The 23,100-nt window shown below is 41.1% G+C and carries 18 protein-coding genes; 5 read left to right on the top strand and 13 right to left on the bottom strand.

Annotated elements, in window-relative coordinates; all coding sequences use genetic code 11:
- The first annotated feature begins 37 nt into the window (after positions 1-37).
- The gene (locus BLQ87_RS02795; RefSeq protein WP_074604595.1) at positions 38-1,264 is read left to right on the top strand and encodes a multidrug effflux MFS transporter; all 1,227 of its coding nucleotides are present in this window, start codon (positions 38-40) and stop codon (positions 1,262-1,264) included.
- 29 nt (positions 1,265-1,293) lie between these two features.
- On the top strand, positions 1,294-1,920 hold the full coding sequence (locus BLQ87_RS02790) for a class I SAM-dependent methyltransferase (protein ID WP_074604594.1): 627 nt from the start codon (positions 1,294-1,296) through the stop codon (positions 1,918-1,920).
- Here BLQ87_RS02790 and BLQ87_RS02785 read toward each other — a convergent pair.
- Positions 1,917-2,894 carry an NmrA/HSCARG family protein gene (locus BLQ87_RS02785; protein WP_216857759.1) on the bottom strand — a complete coding sequence of 326 codons (978 nt, stop codon included), beginning with the start codon at positions 2,892-2,894 and terminating at the stop codon, positions 1,917-1,919. The genes BLQ87_RS02790 and BLQ87_RS02785 overlap by 4 nt on opposite strands.
- A 112-nt stretch (positions 2,895-3,006) precedes the next feature.
- Between BLQ87_RS02785 and BLQ87_RS02780 the strand changes: the two genes are divergently transcribed.
- Positions 3,007-3,408 (top strand): winged helix-turn-helix transcriptional regulator, encoded by a 402-nt coding sequence (locus BLQ87_RS02780; RefSeq protein WP_074604593.1) that lies wholly within the window; start codon positions 3,007-3,009, stop codon positions 3,406-3,408.
- Positions 3,409-3,480: 72 nt separating this feature from the next.
- Here the strand turns inward: BLQ87_RS02780 and BLQ87_RS02775 are convergent, their stop codons facing one another.
- From BLQ87_RS02775 to BLQ87_RS02745, 7 genes are all read right to left on the bottom strand, one after another.
- Positions 3,481-4,221, bottom strand: coding sequence for an Rpn family recombination-promoting nuclease/putative transposase (locus tag BLQ87_RS02775; protein ID WP_245723783.1), 741 nt, complete (start codon positions 4,219-4,221; stop codon positions 3,481-3,483).
- Positions 4,222-4,625: 404 nt separating this feature from the next.
- On the bottom strand, positions 4,626-5,591 hold the full coding sequence (locus BLQ87_RS02770; protein WP_143010313.1) for an SAM-dependent methyltransferase: 966 nt from the start codon (positions 5,589-5,591) through the stop codon (positions 4,626-4,628).
- A 315-nt stretch (positions 5,592-5,906) separates the two neighbouring features.
- Positions 5,907-6,638 carry a hypothetical protein gene (locus tag BLQ87_RS02765; RefSeq protein WP_143010312.1) on the bottom strand — a complete coding sequence of 244 codons (732 nt, stop codon included), beginning with the start codon at positions 6,636-6,638 and terminating at the stop codon, positions 5,907-5,909.
- Positions 6,639-6,668: 30 nt separating this feature from the next.
- Positions 6,669-7,460, bottom strand: coding sequence for a hypothetical protein (locus BLQ87_RS02760; RefSeq protein ID WP_074604921.1), 792 nt, complete (start codon positions 7,458-7,460; stop codon positions 6,669-6,671).
- A gap of 22 nt (positions 7,461-7,482) precedes the next feature.
- Complete coding sequence (locus BLQ87_RS02755) at positions 7,483-10,914, bottom strand: carboxypeptidase-like regulatory domain-containing protein (protein ID WP_074604590.1); 3,432 nt, start codon at positions 10,912-10,914, stop codon at positions 7,483-7,485.
- Between the two features lie 144 nt (positions 10,915-11,058).
- Entirely contained in the window at positions 11,059-11,982 is a 924-nt protein-coding gene (locus BLQ87_RS02750) for a FecR family protein (protein WP_074604589.1), read from the bottom strand.
- Between the two features lie 58 nt (positions 11,983-12,040).
- Positions 12,041-12,640, bottom strand: a complete 600-nt coding sequence (locus BLQ87_RS02745; protein WP_074604588.1) for an RNA polymerase sigma factor — start codon at positions 12,638-12,640, stop codon at positions 12,041-12,043.
- Between the two features lie 231 nt (positions 12,641-12,871).
- Between BLQ87_RS02745 and BLQ87_RS02740 the strand changes: the two genes are divergently transcribed.
- On the top strand, positions 12,872-13,795 hold the full coding sequence (locus BLQ87_RS02740) for an AraC family transcriptional regulator (protein ID WP_074604587.1): 924 nt from the start codon (positions 12,872-12,874) through the stop codon (positions 13,793-13,795).
- Positions 13,796-13,928: 133 nt separating this feature from the next.
- Here BLQ87_RS02740 and BLQ87_RS02735 read toward each other — a convergent pair whose 3' ends face one another.
- Positions 13,929-15,038, bottom strand: a complete 1,110-nt coding sequence (locus BLQ87_RS02735; protein WP_074604586.1) for a ligand-binding sensor domain-containing protein — start codon at positions 15,036-15,038, stop codon at positions 13,929-13,931.
- Between the two features lie 103 nt (positions 15,039-15,141).
- On the opposite strand from BLQ87_RS02735, the gene BLQ87_RS02730 reads away from it, so the two are divergent.
- Positions 15,142-16,032, top strand: coding sequence for a winged helix-turn-helix domain-containing protein (locus tag BLQ87_RS02730; protein WP_074604585.1), 891 nt, complete (start codon positions 15,142-15,144; stop codon positions 16,030-16,032).
- 219 nt (positions 16,033-16,251) lie between these two features.
- Here BLQ87_RS02730 and BLQ87_RS02725 read toward each other — a convergent pair whose 3' ends face one another.
- The 4 genes from BLQ87_RS02725 to BLQ87_RS02710 form a co-directional block, all read right to left on the bottom strand.
- Positions 16,252-17,091, bottom strand: a complete 840-nt coding sequence (locus BLQ87_RS02725; RefSeq protein WP_074604584.1) for an Rpn family recombination-promoting nuclease/putative transposase — start codon at positions 17,089-17,091, stop codon at positions 16,252-16,254.
- A gap of 362 nt (positions 17,092-17,453) precedes the next feature.
- Positions 17,454-18,530, bottom strand: coding sequence for a hypothetical protein (locus BLQ87_RS02720; protein WP_143010311.1), 1,077 nt, complete (start codon positions 18,528-18,530; stop codon positions 17,454-17,456).
- Between the two features lie 56 nt (positions 18,531-18,586).
- A complete protein-coding gene (locus tag BLQ87_RS02715; RefSeq protein ID WP_172664802.1) occupies positions 18,587-21,793 on the bottom strand; it encodes a TonB-dependent receptor in 3,207 nt (1,068 codons plus the stop codon).
- Between the two features lie 239 nt (positions 21,794-22,032).
- The gene (locus BLQ87_RS02710) at positions 22,033-23,040 is read right to left on the bottom strand and encodes a FecR family protein (protein WP_074604581.1); all 1,008 of its coding nucleotides are present in this window, start codon (positions 23,038-23,040) and stop codon (positions 22,033-22,035) included.
- Positions 23,041-23,100: the final 60 nt, after the last annotated feature.

Raw genomic sequence — 23,100 nt, 5'->3', positions numbered from 1 at the left:
CTTACGGAAAGTACAATCCCTATATTTGCCTGCTCAAATGACAAAACAGAAATACTTCCTCCTGATTCTTCTACTAGGGTCGCTAACGGCCCTTGGTCCTTTTTCTATAGACATGTACCTGCCCGGATTTCCGGCAATTGCGAAAGACTTAAATACAACGGTTCTGCGGGTATCTTTATCCCTTTCCAGCTTTTTTATCGGAATCTCGGCCGGACAACTGCTGTACGGACCGTTGCTGGACCGCTTCGGGCGGAAAAAACCATTGTATGTCGGCTTAAGTGTGTATATCCTTGCTTCCGCAGGATGTGTATTTGCCACCAGTCTTGATGCCCTGATCGCCCTTCGTTTTATGCAGGCGATAGGAAGTTGTGCCGCAGCGGTAGCCTCTATTGCGATGGTGAGGGATTTATTTCCGGTCAAAGAAAATGCAAAGGTCTTTGCTTTACTCATGCTTGTGGTTAGTGTCTCCCCTATGGTGGCACCTACAATTGGCGGATACGTGACGGTAGCCCTGGGATGGCATACTGTGTTTATTATCCTGATGGCCCTGGGTCTGTTGAACCTCATCGCCAGTTGGCTTTGGCTTCCTGACAGTTATCAGCCCGATACGAGCCTGTCTTTAAAGCCCATCCCAATTATTAAGAATTTCCTTTCTGTAGTTAAAGAACCTCAGTTTTACACCTATGCCTTCACCGGAGCATTTGCCTTTTCCGGACTCTTTGCCTATATCTCGGGTTCTCCTTTGGTGTTCATCGATATTTTTAAGGTTTCTGAAGAAGGATATGGCTGGATCTTCGCCTTGTTATCTGTAGGATTAATCGGCTCAAGTCAGGTCAACACCCTGATGCTCAGAAAATATAAAAGTGAACAACTGATCCTGGCTGCATTAAGTTCACAGCTGGTCATCGTATTGTTCTTCCTGTTTGGCAGTATTAACCATTGGTTTGGTTTGGTAGAAACCATTATTTTGCTCTTTTTGTTCCTGTGCTGCCTGGGCTTTACGAATCCGAATACTTCGGCTTTATCCCTAGCCCCTTTCAGCAGAAATGCCGGAAGTGCCTCTGCATTGATGGGTGCTGTACAGATGGGACTAGGTGCATTGGCTTCCTTTGGTGTAAGTATGTTTGATCTTAAATCGGCAGTTCCAATGGTAACCATCATGACAGGAGCAACGATCGTAGCATTATTAATCTTGTTGATAGGCAGAAGAAATATCAAAGTTCAGGTGCAGGCGGATAAAGATAGCGGCATGGTGATTCACTAAATAAGGAATAAAATAAGGAGATATAAAGTATGACAAATGATAGCGACAAAACTGAGTTTTGGGAATCCAACTTTATAGAAAAGCAGGAAATGTGGGGCTTTGAGCCGTCTAATTCTGCAGTATTGACAAAAGACTTTTTTGTCGAAAAATCAGTAAAAAATATCCTTATACCAGGAATTGGTTACGGACGAAATGCCGCCATTTTTAAAGACAATGGAATCAAAGTAACCGGTATTGAAATCTCAAAAACTGCCATTAAAATGGCAGAAAAGCATTTTGGTCATAATATGGCAATGTATCACGGCTCGGTGACTGATATGCCTTTTGATCAATCCCGCTACGATGGAATATTTTGCTACGCTTTAATCCATCTACTGGACAGCGGTGAAAGAACAAAACTAATTCGAGATTGCTATAACCAGCTATCAGAAAACGGATATATGGTTTTTACCATGATTTCAAAAGAAGCCCATACCTATGGAAAAGGTAAATTTCTTTCCGAAGATCGTTATGAAATATTTGAGGGCGTCAACATGTTTTTCTATGACCGCAGCTCAATCCATGCAGAGTTTGACCAGGCCGGACTATTTGAAATCACAGAAATTGAGGAGAATTTCCCCTTCTTTTTAATCAAGTGCAAAAAGAGCAGTGATTAATAAGAACGTTTTTCGCCTTGCCAACCAGTAGTGCGCAGAAATTCTTCCCAGCTAAGGTTATCCTGGTTCAGTCGACGGCTCCATAACAAATCACGATCTTTGCCGAAATAGCCATATTCAACTGCATACTCTGCCATCCCTAAAATCTCATTCACCAAAAGCTCATTTGCGCCAATTTCCGGAAAATGGCGAAGCATATCCTCCCGTGTAAAAGCGGAACTATACCTGGCTTTCTTACCTGTGACCCGAACAAAAGTGTCTACCATTTCCTGAGGTGAAATAACATCACCAATTACTGGTAAGGACTTACCGGCATATTGACCTGGGTTCGAAAAAATCTCCAAAACAGCTGGCCCCGTAGCAGTAAGGGGATCAACAAATGGCGCAGAAAAATCCTTTGGTAAATAAATCGGAAATACAAGCGTATCGCCCTCTATAACAGGAGTATAAAATTCCATAAAATTGGTGTAAAAAAATGCCATGTAGATAAACGAGCTTGTGATTGGAAGTCTGCGAATATGTGCTTCAATCATCGCCTTGTCTGTAAAATGAGGCGCAAACTTTTTCCCTTCTGTAATTTTATCTACATTTTCCAAACTGCTAAAGATGATATGCCGGACCCCTGCTTCAACCGCTGCGTCTGCCAACTGTATACCTAATTCGAGCTCATGAGTTTGCGGAGGGACAATGCTTGGCGTCATCATGAAAACACCGTCCGAGTCCCGGAATGCTTCCACGAAACCTTTTTTATATCCCAGACCAAGCGGTAAACTCACCAGTTCAGCTCCTTGTTTGATCAAACTAAGCGCCTCTGGTGAATCAATACGCCGGGTAATTCCACGTACACGATAACGTCCGCTTTGTAACAACGTACGTGCAGCACTACGTCCCTGCTTGCCCAAAATACCGACTACGGTGATCAGCGGTTTATCTTCCTGATTCATTGCTTCATTTGCGGTTAAATTCGATGCCATTCTTCTATGATTTATTGACCCTTTATACTATAAAAATTATAGTTGCAAAGTTATTTTTAGCAGGTTACATTTACAATAACTATCCAAACAGATAGGTTAAAATAAATGCAGGATGAAAATAGAATGTATTGGTGATTACGTAAAACTAAAGGACAGAGTTTATCCCTGTACAATAAGTCTGGCGATGGATTTGATAGGTGGCAAATGGAAAGCTGTAATTCTGTATCATTTAAAAGATGCTGAAAAACGGTATAGTGAGCTTCGGAAAGAAGTACCAAATATTACTGAAATGACATTGAGTTTACAGTTGAAACAATTAGAAAAGGACGGCTTGGTACTCAGGAAAGTATATGGCAAAAAACCTCCTGTTAAAGTTGTTTACAGTCTAACGGATTTTGGAAAAACATTTATACCTGTATTGGAAACAATTACAAACTGGGGAAATCAGATCGTTTCAGAAAAGGGTGAATTTGTTAGCAACTCCAGCCCTCAGCGCACTCCATTTTCTATCTGAAAATAAAAAACACCGGGTAAAATGATGCGCTTTCAGAGCAGGCAATTTTTCAAGCAAGGTTAATCAGATGAATTATAGCCGTTCTACTTCTTCGATGGAAAGACCGGTGGTTTCAGCAATCAATTCAGCTGACATGCCTTTTTTTTTGAGATTTATAGCGATTTCTAACTTCTCTTCCAATCTCGCTTGTTCAGCTGCTTTTTTCTCTGCGTAACGAATACCGGCATTCCAATCAGATTTTGCTTTCACATCTGAGTGGTACAATTCACGTTCTTCTTTGGTCATTTTACTCATTTCCGCAATTCTAAATATTTTTTGGAATACCCTTTTGTCCAGAAAATCAGGAATTTTATCCAAACGGCTCAGGTTCTTTAAAAGATAGAACCATTTATCAAGATCTGTGATCAGTTCGCTTTCCCTTTTATCAAAATTAGGCAATTCCAGGAACTTATAACCCATTCCTTTGTAAAAAATCTTTCCGGTATCCCTGTTGATCAGGGCAATATTGTGTAGGTAATTGTTGTTGATGTTATTAAACTGAAACTCCATAATACCAATCAGATAAACTTCTTTAAGCGGCACATCCCAATTGGAAGTACCTCTGGGCAATTGAGCACTGATGAGCCTGGACATGTAAAACACACATCTGTCCTTAAAAAACTCCTGATCTGTACGCTGCATTTCTATGATGAAGGTTTCTCCATCAGCTCCTGTACAAGTCAAATCAAAGAGCACTTTTTTCTCTTTCGCATCTTCACCAGCATGTTCGGTAGGGCTGCTGCATCTCTGAATTACGCGGAATGAAACAAGCAACAATGGCTAGATAAAACATAACACCAACGGACTATTTTCAAAGCAATAAGTCATATATATTTGAATATTACTTATTCCTTTAGAATGACAAGCTTAGATAAAGAAGTGCAGATAACCTACATCAGCAGTGTTAATAAGGCGCTGCAATTTATGGATGAAAATCTTGACACAAGCGCATACCTATGGAAAAGGTAAATTTCTTTCCGAAGATCGTTATGGGTTATATTCGTAGTGGTTATATGATCTGTTTCTTTGCTATTGAGGTACTTTTTAAGTCGGTAGTTTATGTATGATTTTTTCTCTTTTATTTTTGAGGATATTATTGTTAGCGGTATTCGATGGGTAGTTAGAAAGCTATTCTTCAGACCTAAAAGGAGAAAGAAGGCTTAGATTGATGACTATCTTTATTTTTCTATTACCCTAAAACCAGGCCTTTTATCCAGTGCGTATTTAACATTCAAATCGATCATTCCTTGTTTTTTATTGACCTTTAGTTTCTCCAATATATTTAGTGAGCTGTCATCTAAATTTAAAATATTGCCCTCATTAATCCTGATCTCTGTCATAAAGTAAAGCTGGTCGCCTTCAGATAGGTTGGTTTGAATATCCTGATCATTGAAGTTCCAGTTTCTCATTGAGGAATGCTCAATAATGGAATACATCGATGCTTTATTAAAATTGATTAATTCAGTAATTCTTTCCGGTTCCCTGGAACCTCTGCTTAGCTTGCAAAGTGAGACTTTAATTTCTTCGGGCAAAAAGACAACATCTTTAGGCAATTGGCTTGCAAGGTTAAGCATGATCGCCACCTGAGGTTCTGCAATCAGCGCACGGGACATCGTTTCACTGATTACAATATCAATCCCGGACGAGGGTACATCCCATAACGAAGCATCACACTGATGAATATTTTTAACATAAGCACGCAAATCGAATAAATCAATCACCTTTTCTAATACCTCAATACTTTCAGGGTTAATCTCCAGAAATGTAAATTGTACCTCTTCAGGCTTGAGCATCATCATCACCGGTAATGCGAGTGCGGCGAACGGACCGGTTCCGGCATACAGCACATGGATTGGTCTTTTATTTTGGCCTATCGCTCCTAACACAGATGAATAAAGCGCCCTTGAAAAGCGCTGAGTTCTAAAAATCTCTCTGATACATTTTGCGGCCCAAAAAGTGCCTATTGCATTGCCATTAATCGTTTGAATGTGGTCTCTTCCAGCCGAAGCATTAACATCGAATTCCTCAAACAAAAGATCAGCATACCCCATTACCGCAGGGGCGAGTTTATCATGAAAGTTTTCGGGATGGAGAATATCTATACTGTATTGGGATAGTCGCTCTTTTAATTCTGTTTTTTTCAATTTGATCAATAGTTATCTGGTTAATTACATAGCATTCCGGGCAAGTGTTATTCAATCTAAATGGATAACAATCAACTTCTTAAGGTCATTATAATGATCTTAAATTTCCTTTTATTTTACATCTGGCAGATTAAACAGCGCTAACCTCTCCAAAGACTTAACATTTTACATGAATTTAAAGTTTATCATTAAAACAATAGAAATTACCACAATTATAAGAGAAAAAGATGAGTCTTCATCACTTATATCAGGTTGTTTTTTAAATTAAAGAGCCCTGGATAAATATCCAGGGCTCAATTCAAAACGCATGTTAATTTAAATTTTAAACAGGCTAATTGCGTCCAGCTGGTTGGAAGCCGGCGTCACAAAATAGGTTCGCACCCTTCCTTTCTCCCCTTTTTTGGGGATATACAGCAAACTGGTCCCAGACCGGCTCATCCCCTCGCTATCATTAAAGGCCCATTGATCTGTAGTGCCTGTTTTGACAAAGTACCAGTTATAATCCTCACCCCCGTCTTTAAAACCTTCAGTAGTGTCGTAATCTGCATAAGCCCAGGTAGCAGGTTTTACGTTTTTGGCGATATAGACCGTCTGTCCTGCCTTATTCTTCATAAAAATATCGATCGCGTCGTTACTTTGAGGATAGTAAATATAAAAAGCCATCTTGTTCGTTGAAGGATCTGCTGCCGGAGCTTTAATCTCCAGGGGACTGCCGTTGATAAACACGAATGGAAAAAAACGCTCCAGGTCAGGAGTATTCAGGCTCAATTGATTTTGATACACCTCTTTTCCGGAAATCACATCTTTAATTTTCAATAAGGCCTGCTCCTGGCTAGCCGGATAAGTATACACCTTACCAAAATTCAATATCTTGTCAGGCGCGGTCTTAAATTTATCGTAGACCACTGCATCCATAGAAACTTCCAGTTCACTGTTTCCGATGTTATAGCCTCTGATTTGTATGTTAACCGCTTTTGTCTTAATCTCCTCTTTGTTGCAGGAAGCAAGTCCTGCCGTTACTATAGCAAGAAGCATTAGTTTTTTCATATGGATCATCATCTGTTTCATTGTTGTTATCTATTGATCTAATCGGGTAAAAAATCTCATGATATTTCCTACAGGACCTTCAGAGAAAATGTAAAGTTTGGAAGATGGAGTGGACGCCACGGGCTTTGGTGCGGTAGACGACAACGCATTCCAGGTGTATTCCGTTCCGTCAGTATAAGGGATGTCTGTTCCCGCTTTATAGATGCGGACCACAAACGAGACCGCAGTCATTACCCCATTATACTCTTGTCTGGCGGTAGAAAATGTGGGTAAGGTAATCGCCGGGCAGAACTCATAAGGTTTCACATTTTTTGCCCTCGAAAGCTCCTCGAATACCTTTGGAGTCGAGTAATATTTACCGACCACAAAGTCAACAGGCTCCGTATAATTGGTGATTGTCGGCTGGAACATATAAATCAGCTTGATCTTGCCCTCTTCAACAGCGGGCTTTTCCGGCATAGGACCGATCTTGCCATCTATGTATATAAAGTTCAGTTTTATGGCACGGTCCTCTTTTTTCAGCTCCTTTTCCAGTATCAGTTTTCCGGAAGCCTTCTCCTTAACAGTAAGTTTAATCTGATTTTCAGTGGGTACCAAGGTATAAGCATTTGTACTGTTAAAACTGGAATTAGGCCTCAATGAAGCAGGAAAGTTAATCGTGTCCAACTTCACAATCAGTTCTTCATTGCTTGCATTGTAGCCGTTCAGACTGATGCTAACCAGCTCATCTTTATAGAGAAAATCCTGATCTTTCTTGTTACAGGCAGTCAATGTCAGCAGCATAATACTCAGACAGGTAAGGTATAGTTTATTCAATTTCATGATGCTAAAAATTAAATCCATATTAAAAATTATAAGAAAGACTCAGGCTGAACGAGGTACCGATCTTACGGATGAAAGTGTCTTTATCGCCAAACCGTCTAATTTTTCCCTCTGCATTTGGCTCAGTGTAGCCTTTTTGATACTTATCTGAAAATCCATATTTCCATTCATAGACATCCGACCATTCCCTCATCGTCATGATCTCTGCTCCCGGTTTAAATTTATAGGTGTCACTGGAATTAATGAAGAAACGGTAAGGGTTGTTGAGCAGGTTGCTCATATTTAGTTTGGCTTCCATCTTTTTGCTTTTCAGGAACTTATATCCCAACTGGGCATCTAACTGATTACGTGGCCGTTCGAGTTCAGAATACTGGGGTTCCATTCCTACGGTAAATGTCTTGTACCCCGAGTGATTGAAGGCCACATTCGCACTTAAACGGCCTCCCGTATAGTGTAACCCAATATTATATAATACCGGCACCTGACCATATAGCGCCCGCTTTTCTCTCAAATAGGTTTTGGTTCGGTAAGCATAGGATTTACCGTCATTATCCTTTCCTGCTCCCATAGTGGAATAGCGAAAGGCACTTGCTTGTACTTCGGAATTTTGAAGCGTAAGGTTTCCGCTGAAATGGATATCGCTTAAAAAACCCCAGTCTTTGTTGATGAAACCCAGGTTTTTGCGAAAATCGAATTCCCATCCGTTAACATTGGCATAGTCAGAATTAGCAGTGAGCAAATCAACTGCCCCACTGGTTGTAGTTACGTCTACGTACATCTCAACAGGGTTTTTGAAATGTTTTTTGAAATAACCGGCAGAGAGTACCTCGCCCGCTGATGGATACCATTCCAAGCGTAAGTCGTAGTGGGAAATAATGGTAGAGACTACCCCGGTATTGCGCTGTATCTTGCCATGAAGATGGTTGAAACGTGCGAAACTTGAATTCTCAATCAGTGCAGGCCTAACAGCAGACCTGGCGTAGGAAGCGCGTATGTTGAAGTCTGTAACCGGCGTAATGGTCAGGTTTGCAGAAGGCATATACAGCCATTTCTTTTCATCAGCACTGGCATCGAGGGTTTTGTGCACCAGATTGCCGGTTTCCGGGTCTACATAACGGTTCTTTTCCAGATTCTGTATTTCCGATAGCGCCACCTTATCTGCAGCGGAATCCTTTATCCTTTCATATTTATAATACTCTCCCCTGATCCCCCATACCAAACGAATCCAGCTGTTAAAACGGCTATCCATCATTCCATACCAGGCCTGGTTGCTGTTCCTGCCCGTATAATTGTTATTGTTGAAATCAGAGGGGTGATAGTAGATGTCATGCAGGGGATCATTAAAATCAATGTTCCAGGTTTGTACCGGGGTATATCCACCGTAAAATCCCTTTGCCGAACCAATGGGTAAAACGCTCCAGGCAAAATCACCTTTCTTATTCAGAAACTGATAACCGGCCTTGAACACCTGTACCGACTTCCCAATATTGAACTTATAGCTCAGCGCAGCATCGGCTGCCCAATTGGTCTCTACGTATTTATAAGAAGAACGGCTTAATGGACCCGGGTTTTCAGTAATGTTACTAGGCTGATAAACGTAGGCAGTGCTATTCAGCGTTTTTATAGGTCGAAGGTTTGCGTCTACAGCATCCTGCTCATGGTTGTTTACGCGATTGCGTGCCAGGCCCCAATCGAACTTTAACCTGCCAAAAGTATGCTCAGCACTGATGCGGTTCTGGAGCAGGTCGACAAATTTCGGGCGGTCATATTCGTTGATGGCGGGATCTTCGCCATAGCCGATGTCCTCGCCCCAACCAGAAACACGAAAGAACTGGTTGTTGAATACCCTGGAATAGAAATTACGCAAGGTAATCTTGTGCTGCTTACTGTTCCAGCCCAGATTAACTAATGCCGCCAAACTAGTGGTAAAATTATATTGATTGGCCCTGGTCTCCTGTAATTCCTTATTGGTAACCGGATCATACACATTGTTGCTGAGTTTGCTGAAACGACCACGCTCAAAATGGCTAATGTCGTCAATAGCCTGTTCATTGCGGTAGCTCAGCGAACCCACAAACCCTAAACGACTTTCCTTTAACCCGTAACTCCTGCCCAGGGTAAACTGATAGTTCTGTCCGGGGGCAGCCTGATAGACACGAGTCCCCAACCTTTGTAAACCACCAATCTTTTTGTTTTGTGCAGCAATCATATCTTGCGTAACCAACTGAACTCCTGGAGGCGGATTGGTATTGGCTGGGTCTGTAGGGAGATAATTTGTTTGTGTAAAAATTAAAAGATCCTTCGGAAAATGATCCCTCCCCCCGTCATCAAAGCCCAGGTAATCATTTTTTCCACGCTGATATCCCAAAAAATCTTTGCCCGTGCTCCCATTGTTGTACTTGCTTCCCAAGCTGAAGGACATGAAATCCCGGTCAGGTATCGCTATCGTATTGATCTGAACCAATCCTCCACCAAAACCAAAGCTCATATCCGGCGTAGCTGTTTTGGAAACCACCACATTATCTATGAGGTTGCTCGGAATGATATCGAACTCGAAGTCCCGTACCTGTACATCTGTGCTGGGCAGCGTGGCTCCATCCATCATCGCCAGATTATAACGTTCGGCAATACCCCTGATCACCACGCGTCGGTTGTCGTTGGTACTTACCCCGGAAATGCGCTTCAAGGTCTCACCGATGTTCTTATCCGGCAGTGCAGAAATCTGTTCCCTGCTGATGCCATTGGAAATGTTCGCCTCATTTTTCTGACGGGCATACAGGGCATTCACACTTTCTTTTTTAAAGGTTCCGGTAACCACTACCTGATTTAAACTGTTGGTTGAAGGATTCAGTACAACATTAAGGTTGGTGACCTGTCCGGCCTTTACTTCTATATCCGTAATGCGTTTGGTCTGAAAAGAAATATAGCTCAGTTCAAGTGTATAATTTCCAGCGGCAATATTGAGGGTATAACTTCCGTCTACACGACTTTGGGTAACCTGTCCTGTTTGAATGAGCTTGATACTAGCTCCGGGGAGCGGTTCTCCGCGGTCGTCGATGACCTTTCCGGCGATCCGGCCAGATTGCTGAACAGGAGTTTTGACAGGATGATTCGCTTTCGTATACAACACTACCGCCCCTCCCTGTTCTATAAATGTCAGGTTACTGTGCTTCAATAGCTGAAGAAGGATGTTTTTCAGCTTTTCTTCATGGTAGTTTGCAGCTTTGACCGATACGGTTTTGGCCACTGAAGGATCATATGCAAGCCTTACTTTTGTTTTAGCTCTTAGTTGCTCCAGGGCGACAGACAACGGTTGTCCTTCTTTAAACCGGATGTCAACTTTTGTTTCCAGCGCCTGAGGAAATGCTTCGCTGGCAAACAGCGAAGTCATGATATTAATGGAGATGAAATATAGGATCAGTGATATTTTCACACCTATTTTGATTATAGACATTATTTTTTAATACTTTTATTGTGTTTACAAGTTAAACCTGGCGTTTGCTGTCTTAATGACGAGGAAGCTGCAATTTTCTGTCAGTAGCGCAAGTGCCAAAATATTCGGTATCTATCCAATAGATACCGTTTTTTTTCTAGTAGACTATCTCATCAATATTACCTCCTTGCCTTTTATTTGATAATTAAGTCCATGTATCAGTTTCAGCTGATCGAGAATGTTTTTGGGGTGATCAGTCCGATAAAACTGTATTGAAACAGGTAAGTTTTCGAGTGCTTTTTGCTGAAATCTGACTTCCATAGAAAAGGCATTGCCAAAGGTTTGTGCAAAAGATTTCAGTGGAACATCGTCAAGAATGTATTCCCCATTCAGCCAGTTTTCGACCAGATAGGTTGTGCTGTCCAGTTTTACCGTTTCGCTTACCCTGTTAAAAGAGAGTTGTTGTTTAGGCAATAAAATACCCAGTTGTACTGTTTCATTGCGTACGGCAACTTTTCCACTGAGTAAGGTTACCCGGATATCTGCTGCCAGAGGATCATTGTTGATGATAAATTTAGTTCCCAGCACCTGGGTCGTAATTTGAGAACTATGTACCAGAAAGGGATGCTCAGGATCATGACTAACTTCACAGTAGATCTCTCCTGCTACTAACTTTACCTCCCGGTTTTGTTGTATAAAAGGCTGGGCAATGGCAATCTTTGCACCGGGTCTCAAATGGATCGTAGATTGATCCGGTAATCGGATCTCCTTAAACTCTCCTTTATTCGCTGCATAGCTGACCCAGACCTGCCTGGCAATTGAAGGCGCTGATGTCAGGTAAGCCCGATACCCGAAAGTTCCTGAAGTAATCAATATCACCGCGGCCGCAGCAACATTAAGCCAAAGCCTGTGATGTTTCCGGGTTCTTATCTTTCGACGGATTGCGTCAAGCATTTCTTCACCGGTCTTTGTTTTTTCCTGCTGATTGGAAAAAGCTTCAAAAGGCACACGATCATCTGTGCGGTAAAACCAGGCTTCAGCCTGCTGATCGATGCTGCGTCTTTCGCTGAATATATTTTTCTTTGCCATACATAGAACTCTTCGCAGCGGAAGTCAAAATGTACTTTAAGAAATAGCTATAAATAAGTTAAATTTTTGTTAACAGAATAACCAATATCCCGGCAAGGTTTGCGGGTTCTGAATAGAACCGCTTTGTTCGCAATCTCAGCCGTTCCAAAGCCATAGAAACGTTGTTCCTGACGGTTTGTTCGGACAAAGAAAGTTCTTCCGCTATTTCCCTGACAGATTTATTTTCGAAACGGCTCAATCGAAATGACAGTTTCATATTGTCTGGCATCTTCTCAATTTCCAGGTCCAGCAGTTCCTGTAGTTCTTTCGTCTCCAGTTCAGTCGGAGCCGGTACAATTAAAGTTTCGTTTTCCTGGTAAAGCGTTTCTCTCTGCTTGGTGCTGACTTGTTTTCTGTACCAGGAAATACTCTGTTTTTTTGCGGCACTGTTCAACCAGGGAGCCAATGACCTTTCGGCTATAATCCTGTGCCGATAATTCCAAAGGTTAATGAATATATCCTGTAAGATGTCTTTAGTGACCTCTCTATCATTAATACGCCGATAGATCATGGTGTAAACTTCCGGCCAATATTGTTCGTAAAGCGCCTCGAAAGCTTTCTGATCGCCATTTTTCATCGCAGTAACTAAATCCTGATCGCTAGGTGTCAATTGATTCACGCTGCGAAGTTAGCATCAGCCAGGTTAGCATTTCGTTAACTTATCATGAACAAAGAGATGCTGTTAGTGTATGAAAACAATTGGGGCAGGAACCTATGCTATGTTAAGCTTCACAGCTGAAATATGGGTCAGCTTGCCATCACGTTTGTTTGACAAAAGATCGTATCAACAGATTATTTTTGAAACAATAAGTCGTGTATATTTGAATATTACTTATTCCTTTAGAATAGAATGGCAAGTTTTGATAAAGAAGTGCAGATAACCTACATCAGCAGCGTTAATAAAGCGCTGCAATTTATGGATGATAATCTTGATACAAATTTGTCTCTGGAAACAATTTCAAAAGTTGCCTGTTTTTCCCCGTTTCATTTTCACAGGATCTTCAAGGCCATTACGAACGAGACCTTAAATTCTTATATCAATAGAAAGAGAATCGAAAAAGTAGCCTCTGTTTTAACACATAAGCCGGAAGTAAGTATTACCGAACTTTCACTTCTATTCGGTTTTAACAGTAATTCGTCCCTTACAAGAGCTTTTAAAAAATATTACAGCATAAGTCCATCTGAATTTCGCAGACAAAAGAGCAGCAGATTTAGCAAGATCAGTAAAATTGAAAGCAAGAATGGACAAGAGCAGGTCGTCTTTGAGGAATACATTTGCAGCATTAATAATCTAAATAACTGGATAAAAATGAATGCAAAAATTGAAATCAAGGAAATGGCTAATTTAGAATTGGCTTATGTGACAAGTATTGGAGAACATGAAGTTACGACAGCTTTTGATACATTAGTTAAATGGGCAACCCCATTGGGATTGTTCAAACATCCGGACACAAAAATGGTCACTATTTATCACGATAGTTTTAAAACCACAACTCCCGAAAAAGTTAGAATAAGTGCTTGCATTACGCTAACAGAACCCGTAAAGGTGTCGGGAAATATTGGAAAAACCTCCATTGAAAAAGGGAAATTTATTGTTGGAAGTTTTGTAATCGGCGTAAGTGAGTTTGAAAAATCCTGGAATAGCCTTTTTCTTTGGATGGCCGAAAACGGATATAAAAAAGCGGATAGAAATCCTTTTGAGATATATCATAATGACTACAGAATACATCCTGAGAAAAAGTGTATTGTGGATTATTTTATACCAATTTTGTAATATAGCGTAATGAATAACCCGTCTTATTCATTGCTCTACAATAATGGGTGCCTAAGTAGGCTCAAATCATAAAACAAACCCTCTTTACGTCCATGTAAGGAGGGTTTGTGGACCTAGCTGCTTGCTATACACATTATTTCTGTCCCTCTTTACCATTAAAGCTGGTAACAGTATTTCCATCATAACGATACGCTCCATCTAAAGCGCCAAACCAAATATTTCTTTTATCATCTTCTAAAATCCCGAAGATCATTGGTCTATTTGTGATTTCAGTTACTGTTGTTTTTTTATTAGACAAGGACTTTTCATCATAGCGGGAAAGTGCCCAAGCTGCAGTATTAGTACCACTAGAACCGGAAAACGCCTTATTTAGATCATTAGGGCTTTCTGAACTAGTCCAAATATTGCCCTTTCTGTCTTCGTAGATATAACCAACAAACTTCCGGGTAAAATTGATAAAAGTACTACCGTCATAGCGCCAAAGTCCATTAGCGCCCCCCAGCCAAATATTGCCTTTCTTATCTTTGATTATCGAACGAACATTCGTAAAAGGTTTGCCGTCTTTATTGGTTATAGTGGTAAATGTCTTTCCATCATAAACACTGGCATAGCCCCTTGTACCAAACCAAAGCTTTCCTGTTTTGTCTTCAATGATAGCATTAACATCATTATGCATCCAATGACCTTCCGGAATCGGTTGTTGGTAAGATGATACATGGATAGAATCAGCATCAGTATGGGCTGGCCCTTCTTTCATTTTAAAATTCCGAAAGGATTTCCCATCGTAACGGCTTGCTCCACCTTCAGTGCCGAACCAAATATTGCCGGTTTTATCTTCATAAATATGAGTAACCCGATCATTCGCGAGCCCATCCCTGGTTGTAAAATTTCGAAAGGATTTTCCATTGTAATAATAAACACCTGAGCCAACAGAAGCGAACCAAAAATTTCCTTTTCTATCTTCTAAAACAGAAAAAAAGCGGGCCGAACTCACTTTACGGGTAATGTTGGTAAAAGATTTTCCATCATATTTAAAAACACCCTCCCACGAAGCAATCCAAATGTTGCCCTTTCTATCTTGCTTGATGGTACGAACGATGCTGTTGGGTCCGTAAGAAGTGGTTACGTCTTTGGTTTTCACGACATCTTGAGCGCCATTTTTTTGCTGAGCCTCTACGGGAAAATAAACTACTCCTGCCAATATGATCAGCAGGCTGTAAAAAAAGTTTGTTTTATTTTTCATATCCTATTAAAATTGATTCAGCGAAATTACTTTGATATCTTTCCGGCTGAAGAATCAGGATTGTAAATAAAAATGTAAACTTTGTAAATAAAAACCTGACACTATGCATTTTAGCCGAAATCTCCTCTCCGGGAAACACAAATACCTGTTCGGATCGACAATACTCTTGTTTATCTCTGTAATCTGCCTGGCTTTCAGTATGGAGGATAATGACGATTTTGAGATCTCGAGAAGAGAAGTTCTGCTCCGCAGGATCGGACATGAACTGCTCTTACAGTCTGGCGACAGTAAGTCAAGGGTGCTTCCGGTAGAGAAGATCGCCGAAAATGAATACCAGATCAGATTTGAGAATGATTTGACTTTCCAACCGGACTCCCTGGTGAACACCACCCGGCGTTTGTTGGCTAATGACCCGCTTGCACACAGTTATGTGGTTAATGTGCTGAGCTGTAACAACGCCAGTGTAGTCTATGGATACGCTATATCCCAAAATAAAAAAGATGATATTGTAGCATGCATAGGAAGAGCGCAGCCCAAAGCATGTTACCGGATTAACATTAAATTCAAGCCGACAGCTATAAACGCAACAACGAAAGGTTATATTCTCGGTGGTCTCCCTTTTTTAGCATTTGTAGGTTTTATATTTCTGAGATCGGTGAAGCCGAGAAGAGCCTTACCTGACGATCAATACACTGACATGTTAACTTTAGGCACAGCGTGGTTCGACGTAAAGAATCGTAAACTCATCATAAACGGAAAAACAATAGACTTGACCGGAACTGAAACCCGCGTACTACGTATTTTCGCGTTATCTCCTAACGAGACGGTAGAGAGAAGCCGGTTACAAAAAGAGATCTGGGAAGATGAAGGTGTTGTTGTAGGGCGCAGTTTAGATATGTTCATCTCAAAACTTAGAAAAAAACTGGAACTTGATCCGAATATCAACATTGTTGTGATACGCGGAAAAGGCTATAAGCTTGAGATTAGCTATTAAGAAGCACCCATTTGTAAAAGCTTCTTTTTTGGATCATTATTACCCGATTTCCAATTTTCAATATTCTTTGGAATACCTTTTTTCCAGAAAATCAGAAAGAACTTCTTTATTTCTGAAATCACTGTTTATTGTTACTTTTTGAACAAAGGGTTAAGGTCTGATACCTTAACCCCAAACTTGATTTACAAGGTTTTTTGTACATTGCCTTAATCGTACGATTTATAGCTGTTCCACTTCTTCGAGGGAAAGACCAGTAGTTTCAGCAATCAATTCAACTGATACACCTTTTTTTTTGAGATTTATAGCGATGTCTAATTTCTCTTCCAGTCTCGCTTTTTTCTCTGCGTAACGAATACCGGCATTCCAGTCAGATTTTGCTTTCACATCTGAGTGGTACAGTTCACGTTCTTCTTTGGTCATTTTACTCATTTCCGCAATCTTAAATATTTTTTGGAATACTCTTTTGTCCAGAAAATCAGGAATTTTATCCAAACGGCTCAGGTTCTTTAAAAGATAGAACCATTTATCCAGATCTGTGATCAGTTCGCTTTCCCTCTTATCAAAATTAGGCAATTCCAGGAACTTATACCCCATTCCTTTGTAAAAAAGCTTTCCGGTATCCCTGTTGATCAGGGCAATGTTGTGCAGGTAATTGCTGTTAATATTGTTAAACTGGAACTCCATAATACCAATCAGGTAAACTTCTTTAAGCGGCACGTCCCAATTGGAAGTACCTCTGGGCAATTGGGCGCTGATGAGTCTGGACATGTAAAACACACATCTGTCCTTAAAAAACTCCTGATCTGTACGTTGCATTTCTATGATAAAGGTTTCTCCATCAGCTCCTGTACAAGTCAAATCAAAGAGCACTTTTTTCTCTTTCGCATCTTCACCGGCATGTTCGGTAGGGCTGTAAGTGATGTCCACAACTATTTTTTCGCCTTCAAATAGGGCATTTAAAAAATCAATCATGATGTCTTTGTCCGGCTCGTTGCCAAAAATGTGTTTAAACCCATAGTCTGTAAGCGGATCAATGTAACGGCTAGCTATATTTGTCATTCTGTTCAGTTTAAATGAACACTAAACACGACAGATCAAACCGAAAAACCTGAGAATCCAAAACAAAGTTTTTGAGCACAAAAAGCTGGATTTTAAGACAATACAATGAATTACAACACCTAGCTTACATGGCAATAAACACCATCGTTTAACCTCTTTCCATTACCGGTCTTGAAGGAGATGTAAGCATGCAATTACAAAAAATAGCTGATCATAAAAGAAAGCCGTTTTTCTAAATGAAAAACGGCTTTTACGTGATAGTCTCATCTGGGTGCTACTGATCACGCCAATAGCATTTACACCACAAGGCTAAAAACCGAAATGGTATTCTTCTGATATGCAACCGATAACACCTTAACCAACTATTGAAAATATTGAGACAAGTCAGTAAACGCACCAGAAGGATATATGCTTTTTGTAGCAGCAACCAATGCTCTGCTGTCCTTCAACAATAACAGTTTTGATTTTCCAGCTTCAAAATTAAGGATCCCATATCTCCCCTCATTTTGTTTCAGGGTAAATCCAGCAACAACCAAAGGAGAGCCTGAAGTATAAGGCAAATTATAAGTTCCGCTTTCTACAATATCAAAGCTGTAAATATAATTTGATCCCGGCAAAGGAGGCAATTCCAGGGTATTAAAAGAACCGTCTTTTGGCAATTTAAGCAATAATTCAGGGATCATTTTTGTTCCAATAATTGTATTTGCGGCAGATGTAAGCCTCGTGTAGAATACAAGATCTACATCAACTCCTTTAAATTGATTGGGAAAGGTCGTTTGAAATTTCGCTTTGATCATCATATTTTTCGGATCTACAGGTGGATCAAGCTGGACGTTCCCAACAATGCTGGTCCCGTCAAAAAAGAAATTCAGGGACTGCTTTGAAGGACTTGCTTCAATTGTTTTCGTAAATAATATCGCGGTTTCCCCCTTTTTACGCACCTGGACCTCCTGTCCTTCTCCTTTATTGATTAAAATTGGTGCCGGGTTGTTGCTGTTATCAATAACACCAGTACCGGAAAGGATAACTTTACCTTGCGATAAAAATTCCAGTTCACCAGAAAGGGCATAGCCTTTTATACCCAGTTTAACCAGTCCATCGTATAATTTATCCCCATCATAATAGATACTCACATTTTGGTTGTATGGACTTGCCAAAATGGTTTGACTTTGCAAAATATCAATAGAACCCTTTTTCCTGATTTCGAGTTTTGCAGCCCCATCACCCACGGCTAACAAGGTATTGATCACAAATTCTGACGAATTTTGGGTAGTTGCCACTACACTGTCTTTGTAAATAAATTCTAAGAGCGCTGTAGAAACTCCACTAAGTTTAAGGCTAATTACCCTACCCTGATCCGGACTCGCAAATTCCTTTTTTTGGCATCCAGACATCAGTATAATGCACAACAGGCTGAGTGCTGATAAAATTGATTTCATATGTTATATTTTTAATGCTGCAGGCCGATACCCGGCTTTCAGCTGTTATAATTTTTTTAAAAATTGTAGGTGAGTGAAGTACTGTAAGTACGACCAAACTTCCTGCTGATCCTGACCTGGTCGCCCGCTTCAAATTTGTCGGTGAAACCTTCTTTCAACCGAAAGCCATTGTCAGTCCGATCACCTGCAACCGACTCTGGATTCTTCTCATAACTTCCGGTGTTATTGAAATATCTGGAGGCGGCATTCGACAGATTTCCTGCATTCAGCTTAACTTCAAGTTTCTTTTTGAAAAATCTATAGCTAATTTGCGCATCGATTTGCTCCCTTGGCATTTCGTATTCCATCTGGTTGGTAAAGAAGCTAACGATATAGGTTTTATAACCCGATTTATTGTAGGCCAGATTTATTCCCAGATGCTCGCCTCCGTATTGTATTCCGGCATTGACCAGGTAGGGTGATTGCCCATACATTGGCCGCTCCTGTTTATAAGGAACCAGAGTAGAACCAGGATCATCCGGATCAGTGTTCTTCAATCTATAGGCGCCATTTACAGTCGACTTTTGCAAGGTAAGGTTACCATAGACGGTCAAATTGCTTAGTATTTTGTTTTTATTGATAAAGTCCAGGTTCTTTCTGAATTCAAATTCCAATCCATAGACCTTAGCACTGGAGGCATTTTCGATGTAATAATTGATGTTTCCGGTTGCAATACTAAAAGTAAGTTCTACCGGCTTGTCAAACTTTTTATAGAAGGCACCAACGGACAGGATTTCTCCTAATCCGGGAAACCATTCTGTCTTGAAGTCATAGCCATCAATCTTAGTGCTTGACAAGCCAAGATTGCCAAACTGAGCCCCCAAACCGGGATCATATCTAAAAAACTGACTGTTGTCCATTAACTCTGGCCTAACCACACTACTCGACATCGCAGCTCTTATATTGAGCTGGCTAATTGGGCTATAGGTAAGATTTGCAGAAGGCAACCAACGCCAGGCTTTCTCATGAGGCAACTTGAATTCGCTTGCTCCTCTAAGGATCTGATCATTTCTAATTTCTGTATACTTATAGTACTCCCCGCGAACACCCCAGACCAGTCGCAACTTTTCCGTGAACCTCGTATCCAACATCAGGTAGCCTGCCTGAGTATTGCTTTTCCCCTCATATCCATTCAAAAAGTATTGTGTAGTCGCATAATTGTACCCATTTGCGCCAAAATTATCTGGGTTTACCATCTCCCCGATAGGAATATACCTCAAACTGTCGGCTCTTGCCTTACTATATACTAAAGCTGCAATCTGCCAGCCAAATGCTGCACTTTTCTGAATGCCAAAATATCCTGTTTTAATGATATTTCGAATGCCCCCAACCGCTAAAGGCCTGCTTGCATCAAAGCCCCAGGAATAATTATGTTCCTGATTGTGGTAACTATGACGGGAGGCGACATCCAGCCGGGATTCAATCTGAGAAGAAGCCAAATAAAAATAGCGGTATTCTTTACCGATTAACACAGGCATGCTCGTGGTTATTCCCAAATCTTTCTCTTTGCGATCAATCGCAGTCCTCGCCAGATTCCATTCGATTTTAGTTTTCCCCAGCTGATGTTGTCCCGTCAGTTTATTCTGTAGCAAGTCTGTAAAAGTAGGATCATCTACTTCCTGTATCCGATTGTATGGCTTTCCATTTGCATAATCATCCGACCCGGAATCGTTGTCGTAACCAATGGTCCTGACGAGGGTGTTATCGTACAAATGTGTATAGGTATTGCGTAAGCTGAAGCGATTCTTACCCAGCTGTAGTCCCACGTTTAGAAGTGCGCCTAAAGTGGTATTAAAACCATACATCGCTCCGAAGTTGTTGGAATTAAAATTCCAGTCTCCCCTTCTCTGTTGGTCAAATTCGGTGATGTTTTGCGTGTTTCTATAGGTTAAGGAACCTGTAAAACCCAATTTGCGTTTACCATTGGTATCCAGTGCCATTAACCTGCCAATGGTAAACTGGTAATTTTGTGATGGTGCCGCTTTATATTTATATAAAGTGAAGTTATCCTTAGTAAAACGCTTGCTTTGTGCATCAACCTTTTGCTGAAATTGCTCCTCCGTAAGTTCTATATTGGGCACAATGCCCCGATCTGTATGCACAAGATCTTTTGGAAAAGACCTCCTGCCGTCGTCAAAGCCCAGGTAATCATACTGACCACGTTCGTGGCTAAAGAAATCTTTACCCGTAGACTGATCATTATAGGAAGTACCGGCGCCAAAGCTCATAAAATTTTCTGCAGGAATATCTTTGGTAGTGATCTGTATTAACCCTCCTCCAAAAGAGGCATTCATATCTGGTGTAACGGTTTTACTCACGACCACGTTTTCAACAAGGTTGGTTGGGATCAGGTCAAATGAGAAATTACGGGTTTGAGTTTCTGTACTTGGTAACACGGCACCATCAAGTGTGGCGGTGTTATACCGCTCGCCGATACCCCGTACAATCACAAATTTATTATCAACAGTGCTTACACCACTGACTCTTTTCAGGCTCTCTCCAAGGTTCTTGTCGGGTGTACGGGAGATTTCTTCCGCACTGATGCCGTTGCTAACTTCTGATGCATTTTTTTGTCGGACGAGCAAACCTGCCACTGAGGCCTTTTTGTAACCAGAAGACACGACTACCTCTTTCAAGCCTTTTGAATCTGCTTTAAGCGCGATATTTAAAGGGGTATTTTTACCTTCGGTAACCATTACACCTGTAACCCGCTGGGCTTGAAAAGAAACGTAGCTAAATTCTAAAGTGTAGGTTCCAGGTGGGAGGTTTAAAATATACCCACCATCAACGCTGGTTTGCGTACCGTAATTTGTTTCCAGGACTTTAACAGATGCACCTGGCAAAGTTTCACCTTTGTCGTCGGTGATCTTTCCGGAGATCCGCCCCCGCTGTAGGGGAACTGGCTTGGCGTCAATAATCACATAATCCCGTTCTAAACGATAAGTAAGATTGGTTTTTTCTAAAAAATTCTTAATGGCTTCACGTACCGAAATCTGACGGGCATCCATGGTTATTTTTTTGGTTTCTTTAGACAGCAGCTGGTCTGCAAATGAAATCTGTACGCCGCTCTTTTTTTGCAGGGTAAGCAGGCTCTGCTGTAAACTGCTTTGGCGAAATTTAAGGTCAACCTTAACCTGATCTATATTCTGTCGGTTGGCAGTGGCAGCCCATATTACTCCCGTGAAGGTAAATTGTGCGATCAGAACGACTAAGGAACACTTCATGATAAAATTTATTATAGGGGACTTTTGTTCTCCTTTTTGCATACTTTTGAATGTTTGCTGGTGTTTTTTAATTAAAATTCGGTAAACTAACCGCAGGGCTTTGCCTTGCGGGAATGGTGCTTTGCAGGTCTTCGGACGTCGAAATCTCGGACTTGCGCTGCATTGCGAAACGGGGGTGGCCTCTAAGGTTACCCTCTTTTTTTTGTGTGAGGTAGCTATCTGTTCATGTGTATTTCTGTTTATGGTTTATGGGCGATGGTAATCTTGTTTCCGGTTAGCTTGTAGCTGAGGTGTGCGGTGCTACAGATAATATCAAGGGAATACTGGATGGGAACGGTTGCTTTTACGATCAGGGAAAGCCTGGCCCCTGCCATCTTTTCGTCGGCAAAGCTGATGTCAACATTGTACCATCTTTCCAGTGTTTCGGCGATCTCCGCAAGGGAAGCATTGGCAAATACCACCTTACCTTTTGACCATTCCTTAACTTCATCTATATCCACCTGGTTAAGCGTGGGTTTGTCGGTACCAGCATCCCAGCTCAGTTTTTGCCCCGGTGTTAAAATGGCCAATGCTTTTCCTGTTGCGCCTGTATGATCTAACTTAGCCACCTGTACCTTGCCTGTGGCTACCGATACCACCACCTTTTTAAATGCATCTATCTTAAAAGAGGTCCCAAGGACCTTAGTCTGGACAGCGCCTGTCTGCACAGTGAATGGATGATTTTTATCAGGCTTTACCTCAAAAAAAGCTGCTCCTGAGAGAATTACCTCACGATCTGCCGAACCGAATTTTTTAGGGTAGCGAATGCTGCTCAATGCATCTAAATGTACAACAGAACTGTCGGGCAGGGTAATGACAGCACGTTGTCCCCTAGGATTGGTATATTCCAGCATTACAACCCGCTGATGTTCCGTTATGGCGGTCTTCTGATTGGCATTGAAGTACCACAAGCACATGCTAAACAGTATTAAGCATGCAGCTGCATACCTCATCCATCGGCTATACCTAGAAAAACTATAAGATTTCCTGTTCGCATAGTTTTCTCTGAAATGTTGGTTCCAGCCGGCGTTTTCACTGTCAGTATAGGCGGTATGCTCAAATGTTTCAAAATCTTCTTTCAACAGTTCTTCCAATGCCTCTTTCCATTCGGGCTGGAACAAAAACGCCTCTACCTGCTGCTTTTCACTAGTGCTGCATTCTTTACGTATGTATTTTGTCAATAACTCCCGGTCAACTGATACCGCCATATGCTGATCTTTTATAAGATGCGTTATTAGTTAATTCGTAAAAAATGGAGGAGTTCCCCA

It is taken from the genome of Pedobacter steynii, assembly GCF_900103665.1.
Taxonomy (GTDB): domain Bacteria; phylum Bacteroidota; class Bacteroidia; order Sphingobacteriales; family Sphingobacteriaceae; genus Pedobacter; species Pedobacter steynii.
This window is presented reverse-complemented; position numbering and strand designations above follow the sequence as displayed.

What these genes read in the sequence shown, in the direction of transcription:
- BLQ87_RS02780 (WP_074604593.1), top strand. Translation starts at nt 3,007, where the DNA reads ATGAAAATAGAATGTATTGGTGATTACGTAAAACTAAAGGACAGAGTT.
- BLQ87_RS02715 (WP_172664802.1), bottom strand. Translation starts at nt 21,793, where the DNA reads ATGAAGTGTTCCTTAGTCGTTCTGATCGCACAATTTACCTTCACGGGA.
- BLQ87_RS02725 (WP_074604584.1), bottom strand. Translation starts at nt 17,091, where the DNA reads ATGACAAATATAGCTAGCCGTTACATTGATCCGCTTACAGACTATGGG.
- BLQ87_RS02760 (WP_074604921.1), bottom strand. Translation starts at nt 7,460, where the DNA reads ATGAAATTGAATAAACTATACCTTACCTGTCTGAGTATTATGCTGCTG.
- BLQ87_RS02795 (WP_074604595.1), top strand. Translation starts at nt 38, where the DNA reads ATGACAAAACAGAAATACTTCCTCCTGATTCTTCTACTAGGGTCGCTA.
- BLQ87_RS02785 (WP_216857759.1), bottom strand. Translation starts at nt 2,894, where the DNA reads ATGGCATCGAATTTAACCGCAAATGAAGCAATGAATCAGGAAGATAAA.
- BLQ87_RS02755 (WP_074604590.1), bottom strand. Translation starts at nt 10,914, where the DNA reads ATGTCTATAATCAAAATAGGTGTGAAAATATCACTGATCCTATATTTC.
- BLQ87_RS02765 (WP_143010312.1), bottom strand. Translation starts at nt 6,638, where the DNA reads ATGAAAAAACTAATGCTTCTTGCTATAGTAACGGCAGGACTTGCTTCC.
- BLQ87_RS02730 (WP_074604585.1), top strand. Translation starts at nt 15,142, where the DNA reads ATGCATTTTAGCCGAAATCTCCTCTCCGGGAAACACAAATACCTGTTC.
- BLQ87_RS02750 (WP_074604589.1), bottom strand. Translation starts at nt 11,982, where the DNA reads ATGGCAAAGAAAAATATATTCAGCGAAAGACGCAGCATCGATCAGCAG.
- BLQ87_RS02790 (WP_074604594.1), top strand. Translation starts at nt 1,294, where the DNA reads ATGACAAATGATAGCGACAAAACTGAGTTTTGGGAATCCAACTTTATA.
- BLQ87_RS02740 (WP_074604587.1), top strand. Translation starts at nt 12,872, where the DNA reads ATGGCAAGTTTTGATAAAGAAGTGCAGATAACCTACATCAGCAGCGTT.
- BLQ87_RS02735 (WP_074604586.1), bottom strand. Translation starts at nt 15,038, where the DNA reads ATGAAAAATAAAACAAACTTTTTTTACAGCCTGCTGATCATATTGGCA.
- BLQ87_RS02710 (WP_074604581.1), bottom strand. Translation starts at nt 23,040, where the DNA reads ATGGCGGTATCAGTTGACCGGGAGTTATTGACAAAATACATACGTAAA.
- BLQ87_RS02720 (WP_143010311.1), bottom strand. Translation starts at nt 18,530, where the DNA reads ATGAAATCAATTTTATCAGCACTCAGCCTGTTGTGCATTATACTGATG.